Source organism: Vibrio sp. A8-1 (assembly GCF_013048685.1).
Lineage (GTDB): Bacteria > Pseudomonadota > Gammaproteobacteria > Enterobacterales > Vibrionaceae > Vibrio > Vibrio metschnikovii.
On sequence record NZ_VHTC01000060.1, the window covers coordinates 1 to 5,797 of the forward strand.

Annotated in this window: 9 protein-coding genes and 3 pseudogenes; 8 read left to right on the top strand and 4 right to left on the bottom strand. The window is 42.9% G+C overall.

Features of this window, described 5'->3' with window-relative positions; genetic code table 11:
- The 4 genes and pseudogenes from FKN93_RS16760 to FKN93_RS16785 form a co-directional block, all read left to right on the top strand.
- The coding region (locus FKN93_RS16760) for a type II toxin-antitoxin system RelB/DinJ family antitoxin (protein ID WP_249374217.1) at positions 1-228 on the top strand (228 nt) is incomplete at its 5' end.
- Positions 221-490 (top strand): annotated as a pseudogene (locus FKN93_RS17625) (type II toxin-antitoxin system YafQ family toxin). The gene FKN93_RS16760 and the pseudogene FKN93_RS17625, both read left to right, overlap by 8 nt.
- Positions 491-683: 193 nt before the next feature.
- The gene (locus FKN93_RS16780; RefSeq protein ID WP_099609954.1) at positions 684-929 is read left to right on the top strand and encodes a type II toxin-antitoxin system CcdA family antitoxin; all 246 of its coding nucleotides are present in this window, start codon (positions 684-686) and stop codon (positions 927-929) included.
- On the top strand, positions 929-1,246 hold the full coding sequence (locus FKN93_RS16785; RefSeq protein ID WP_154116302.1) for a CcdB family protein: 318 nt from the start codon (positions 929-931) through the stop codon (positions 1,244-1,246). The genes FKN93_RS16780 and FKN93_RS16785 overlap by 1 nt, the downstream gene beginning before the upstream one ends.
- A 141-nt stretch (positions 1,247-1,387) precedes the next feature.
- Here the strand turns inward: FKN93_RS16785 and FKN93_RS16795 are convergent, their stop codons facing one another.
- The gene (locus FKN93_RS16795; RefSeq protein WP_010318499.1) at positions 1,388-1,651 is read right to left on the bottom strand and encodes a Txe/YoeB family addiction module toxin; all 264 of its coding nucleotides are present in this window, start codon (positions 1,649-1,651) and stop codon (positions 1,388-1,390) included.
- Complete coding sequence (locus tag FKN93_RS16800; protein ID WP_009836585.1) at positions 1,644-1,898, bottom strand: type II toxin-antitoxin system prevent-host-death family antitoxin; 255 nt, start codon at positions 1,896-1,898, stop codon at positions 1,644-1,646. The genes FKN93_RS16795 and FKN93_RS16800 overlap by 8 nt, the downstream gene beginning before the upstream one ends.
- 276 nt (positions 1,899-2,174) lie before the next feature.
- Here FKN93_RS16800 and FKN93_RS16810 point away from each other — a divergent pair, with 276 nt between their 5' ends.
- Together FKN93_RS16810 and FKN93_RS16815 are read left to right on the top strand one after the other, a co-directional pair.
- Positions 2,175-2,396 (top strand): hypothetical protein, encoded by a 222-nt coding sequence (locus FKN93_RS16810; RefSeq protein ID WP_017044326.1) that lies wholly within the window; start codon positions 2,175-2,177, stop codon positions 2,394-2,396.
- Positions 2,389-2,679, top strand: coding sequence for a type II toxin-antitoxin system RelE/ParE family toxin (locus tag FKN93_RS16815; RefSeq protein WP_170899826.1), 291 nt, complete (start codon positions 2,389-2,391; stop codon positions 2,677-2,679). Before FKN93_RS16810 ends, FKN93_RS16815 begins: the two co-directional genes overlap by 8 nt.
- 165 nt (positions 2,680-2,844) lie before the next feature.
- Here the strand turns inward: FKN93_RS16815 and FKN93_RS16820 are convergent.
- Together FKN93_RS16820 and FKN93_RS16825 are read right to left on the bottom strand one after the other, a co-directional pair.
- Positions 2,845-3,035 (bottom strand): annotated as a pseudogene (locus tag FKN93_RS16820) (transposase); the annotation flags it as partial.
- A 95-nt stretch (positions 3,036-3,130) separates the two neighbouring features.
- On the bottom strand, positions 3,131-3,358 hold the full coding sequence (locus tag FKN93_RS16825) for a hypothetical protein (RefSeq protein ID WP_170905707.1): 228 nt from the start codon (positions 3,356-3,358) through the stop codon (positions 3,131-3,133).
- Between the two features lie 180 nt (positions 3,359-3,538).
- Here FKN93_RS16825 and FKN93_RS16830 point away from each other — a divergent pair.
- Both FKN93_RS16830 and FKN93_RS16835 read left to right on the top strand, forming a co-directional pair.
- A protein-coding gene (locus tag FKN93_RS16830) for an IS66 family transposase (RefSeq protein ID WP_170905710.1) occupies positions 3,539-4,965 on the top strand; the annotation gives its coding sequence in 2 pieces (ribosomal slippage) (positions 3,539-3,728 and positions 3,728-4,965; 1,428 coding nt in all).
- Between the two features lie 284 nt (positions 4,966-5,249).
- Positions 5,250-5,420 (top strand): annotated as a pseudogene (locus tag FKN93_RS16835) (ISAs1 family transposase); the annotation flags it as partial.
- Positions 5,421-5,797 lie beyond the last annotated feature (377 nt).

Consider the following 5,797-nt stretch of genomic DNA (forward strand, 5'->3'; position numbering starts at 1 on the left):
TTTACTAGCATCTGTGACGAAATGGGTCTTAGTACATCACAAGCTATTAAAATTTTTGCAAAAGCCGTGATTAATCATGGTGGTATTCCATTTGACTTACGTGTGCCTCAACCAAATGAAACAACGAGTTCTGCAATGAATGAACTCGTTCAAGGTCATGGGCATAAAGCAGAATCTGTTGACGCTATGCTTACTGAGCTAACTGAAGGCAAAGTGAAGAATGTATAGCTTAGAATACTCAACACAATTCAAAAAAGACTTCAAAAAAATCACAAAAATGCCGATTTCGAACATCATTGAAGTCGGCAACATCATATCAAAGCTGCAAAGAGTCGAAAAACTCGACCCTAAAAATGTTGATCATCCTCTAACTGGCTGATGGGTTGGATTCCGTGACTGCCACGTTAAACCAGATCTAGTGCTCATTTATCGCATTTTTGATGGCCAACTCCAATTAGCTAGAATTGGCTCTCATAGTGATTTGTTCTGATGAACCTTAGTGGCACATAACGCCCTGCTAAGGGGTGAGCAACGCAACTACCAACTCACCGCATAGCACTGTAAAAACTAAACCAAATGCATAACAAAAATGCTACGCGTTGCGAATCCCTCTTGAGCAGCTTGTTATATGCCTTTTGCACGCATATACTTAATGCGCACTTTACATACGCACTGGAGGCAGCATGAGAAACTCATACAGCACACAAGCACCAAAGAAGGCGACTAATTTAACTCTAAACAGTGAGTTACTCGCCGAGGCCAAACGCCTTAATATTAATCTTTCAGCCACAATGGAAAAGGCACTTGAAAAAGAAGTAAAACAACGCCTTAAAACTGAATGGCTAGAGCAAAATGCAGAAGCTATTAATGCATGCAATGAACTTACTGAAAATCACGGTCTATTTTCCGATTCTTACCGAGTATTCTAATGTCACAATTTTCGCTATACCAAAATAACGATAAAAGCACTTCAACGGCATACCCTTACTTTGTTGATGTTCAAAGTGAGTTACTTGATACACTGAATACTCGATTAGTTATTCCGCTAACACCCGTTGAGTTATTGGATAAAAAAGCGCCGAATCATTTATGCCCAGTGATCCATATTGATCAAGGTGACTTTGTAATTTTAACTCACCAAATGGCCAGTGTCCCGACCAAGATTTTACGTGAACCAGTCAATGAGCTAAGTACTTTCAGAAATGAGATCATTGCAGCTATCGACTTTCTGATTACTGGCATATAACGCCCGCTTAAGGGGCTGACAACGCTACTACCAAGTTTCCGCATAACACCGTAACAACAAAAACCAACGCATAGTAAAAATGCCACGCGTTGGCTGTCCCTCTTGAAGCGTTTGTATAGCTGCCTGACGATAAAGCCTAAATTAATAGTGATAACGGCAAGAAATGATTGTGATAGCACTATCATCAACCGCATAAACTAGCCTATTCGTATCATCTATTCGTCGCGACCAAAAACCAGATAAATTTTCTTTTAGTGGTTCAGGTTTACCTATGCCTTCGAAAGGAGAACGCTTAACATCCGTGATGAGTTTATTTATACGTTTAAGTGTTTTCTTGTCTTGCGTCTGCCAATAAACATAATCATTCCAAGATTCATCAGTCCAAGATAATAAACGACTACTCATCGATTAAATCTCTTTGGCTCACCTTACCCGCTTTAAATTGAGCAATTGAACGATGTAAGTGCTCTGCATTTGCCGGAGAACGAAGTAAATGAACCGTTTCCATTAAGCTATTGTAATAATCCAGTGACATAACAACGGCATCTTCAGAATCACGACGCGTGATCACGGTTGTATCTGCGTCATTAACAACAGCATCCAAAACGCTCTTCAAGCTATTTCTAGCTTCGGTAAAAGATACAATTCTCATAAAACCTCCACATGTACGTTTAATGAGACAAGTATATGACTAAAAAACCAACTTGTACAGCTAATGGAACATGCGAACTTGTAAGCAGCTAACGTCCGCTTAAGGGGCTGACAACGCTACTACCAACTTTCCGCATAACACCGTAACTACCAAAATCAACGCATAATAAAAATGCCACGCGCTAGCTGTCCCCCTTGAAGAGTTTATTCTGATTCACCTTGCTACCTTTGTAGCGCCACGCTACAATTATTAAAGATTTAAATAAAGGAGCACATTATGTCTACCGCTAGCATACGCCTTGATCAAGACCTCGTAGATAAAGCCGCTATCATGGCTAAAGCATTGAATCGCACTACACCAAAACAAATTGAACACTGGGCTAAAATTGGGGAAATGATGGAAGATAACCCAGATTTACCTTATGAATTTGTTCGACAAGCTATTATAGCTAAAGCTGAAAAAGAAGCCGGTAAACTTGAGGCATACAACTTTGGCTAATATTACACAGGTTCTTCAAACACCATCATTCAAAAAAACCGTTAAAAAACTCCACCAAAATCAGAAAGTGGATCTCGACAATGCGGTCAAAGCGCTTATCGAAGATCCACTTTTAGGCGAGCAGAAAAAAGGAGATTTGTCCTTTCTCCGTGTTTATAAATTCAAAATGGTTAAGCAACTCACTCTTCTTGGCTACAGCTATCAAGATGGGACGGTAACTCTTGAACTTATCGCCCTAGGCGCGCATGAAAATTTTTACCGAGATATCAAGATATTTTACTGAGTCTGGGTGAATCATAACGCCGCCAACACGCGCAGATTTGTAGTGGAGGAGAAGCCGTAACGAAGAGGCTGTCACCGTGCATACCTTGTTATGCATTTTAGCCATTTCGCCGTCAACCTGCGCCCGATGAGGGCGGGGATATAAGGCGTAAGACGCGATAGCGTCTTAATCTAGAGTAGATTGACTCTCTACATAGACTTTAGGCATTCAATTGTTGCACCGCCAGCAGTGCAAGCAAAGTATGAACGAGACCATAGGGCGGAGCTTTTACTCTGTCTCGTAAGGTGCGTATTTTGTAGTCGCAACATGCGAGATGAAACTGCTTTCAAGTTGTTAAACATTACGCTAATTGAAAGTTAATGAGCATTACTACTTCCCGCGGGTCGATACATGCACAAGGAAGTTATTCCCAAACCATCCAAGGCATTGAATAATTCTGCGTTAAAGCACCTCAGCTGCCAATCACCAGCTGAGTTAACCTTAATGGTGGGCCAACATTCCATGTTTCAGTTGCGACGGGGTCGACTGCACCAACACATTCAATAGCGTATTTAGGAGAGCTCTTTGATCCTATCATAAGATCATACATTCCAGGTTCAGAACCATCATCATGGACTTCAACTATCTCGCCCAGCTCTTTGGCAACAATTTGCTTAGCCCAACCCTCGACAGTGCTCAATGCTCATTGCCTCCTAATGCATAACGCTCGCGTTGAATAGCGCAGTAAAACTGCGTTTGTTGCAACCGTTTTTTAGTAACCGTTCACCAGTCCCCCATTGACAGCCTCTAAAGTGTGACCAATAGCACTGGATCCCCTTTTTTCTCTTGAGTGATCATTTTCATCCTTCATCATCAGAGCATGAAAAAGAAAAAATCCAAATTTGCAGACGCGCCACCCGTCGCCTCTGATATCCATCAAGCTAACGCACTCATCGAAGAGCTGTGGGCACAGCTTCGTGAGTATGAAGATAAACTCAAGACCAGTGGCTCCAACTCATCAAAGCCGCCTTCATCCGACGGACCGAAAGAGCGAGCTGAACGAAAAAAGCTCAAAGCTCTGGTGATCGCAATCCGAGAGGAGCTAAACCGGGTCACACAGGGCATCAACGACTACTCTCAGCACTGAAAGAAACAGACTCTGTGGTTGAGTGCTGGCCTGATACCTGTTGCCCTTGCTGTGGTGAATCGAAGATGGTTTATCACAAGAAACCTTTTTATCGTCACCAGACCCATGAAATACCAAATCCCCATGTAGATATTACGGAATACCAACTTTACTCAGGACAATGCCAACATTGCAGAGAAGTGAGTAGAGCTCGATTACCAGAAGGAGCGCCGCAAGGCATCATGGGCCCAAACCTGCTCAGCTATACTGCTGTTCTGGCTGGGCAGTATCACCTGAGTGTCCGTAAAATACAGTCTCTGCTCAAAGAACAGTTAGGCACCACATTCTCCATCGGAGCCATCAGTGAGGCACAAACCAAAGTGGCTTCAATGCTGACGCCGCTACATCAGGCTATTCGGGTTGGCATCCAAAAAGCCCCCATGGTTCATATTGATGAAACCTCTCATCCAAGAAATGATGAATCCAGTCTGCGTTGGTGTTGGTTGGCGAGTAGCGACGACCTGGTTTACGAGAAAATCCTGTACTCGCGTTCAAGTCACTCAGCAAAGCTCATCCTAGGTGATGAATATTCCGGCGTGGTCATCAGTGACCAGTGTCCGAGCTATAACTGGATACCACAGGGCCAACGCCAACTCTGTTGGTCCCATATTAAACGAAACCTGCAGCAAATCGCTGATTACAGTGGCGGAGGTTTTACCGCCAGAGTTGGCCGGAATCTGACTTTTATCGCCAGTGCTATCTTCAGAACTCGTCATCGCTTCGAACAGAATGAGCTGTGCCATAAGCAATACATGCGCCGGATACTCAGGCTTCAAAAAGCGTTCGACTACTGGCTTGAAAAGGGCCGGTCGATCGTGGTTAAAAGGTATAAAGGTCGTTGCGAAAAGCTGGAGCAGCATCGGCAAAGCTTATGGCTGTTCCTGAAGCATGAATCCATCCCGCTTACCAACAATGAAGCAGAACGGCGCATCCGTGGCAGCGTTATTCAACGCAAAATCAGCTTTGGTACAACCTCAGATGCTGGCGACAAGTTCAGAGGCCGAATGCACACGCTAGTAGAAACCTGCAAGAAACGTGGCTTATCCAGCTTGTCTGTACTGACGCAGATCGTACAGGCGGTAACCGCGCGTCAGCCATATCCAAACGTTCTTAGTCTGTAGACAAAAGTCAATTACCTACTGGTGAACGGTTACGTTTTTTATTCCCGCTTCGCTTCATATCAGGATCGCTTTTTGACAGACGAGGAAACCTTGATTTTCTCCTGCTTGCCTACGGCAAGCACATACACAAACAGCTCATAGTCTAACCGGTAACCAGCAGACGAAGTATCGAGTTGCTTATTTACACATCAAATAAGTTATAGTGCATTAGATGTAGCGGTAAGAAAGTTAATTAGTCTTATCTTTCTTAAGCCACTCTGTAGTGGTACAGTAAATTTGGCCACCTACCTACTCGCCATAACATTGCGGCCGTCATGCGAACGATTGTGCTTGAAACGCTTCTAGATGCCATGGTCGGTTGGGTTAATGAGCACCGTATAAACAGTGACTTACCTATCATCAGTGTGAATGGCAAAGTTCTCAAAGGAGCAAAGGCGAGTAAGCTGGATAACCCACCCAAGATTAATTCATTAACCGAAGAAACTGAGGATTTGATACTTGCATCTGCAAGCTATTTCTATACTCCATAATCTTCCCTCTCGCACAAACTCGTCTATCATTAAACTTAGACAGATTACCAAATCGCTTTTCAAAACCATCTAAATTATTATCCCAAATCACTATATTTAATGTTTGATTAGGAAATGGTTTGTCTATATTAAAATAAGTTGCTTTATTACCTTTAAATACATTTGCTACTATGCCCTGAGGAATCCCCTGATGATTTTAAGAAAAATCATCAATTTAAGCTGGATACACATCTTGTCATGTGATCAAATGATTTCGCCAAAAAACAACAACCAGACAACAAGATGTGCGAACTCAATATCCT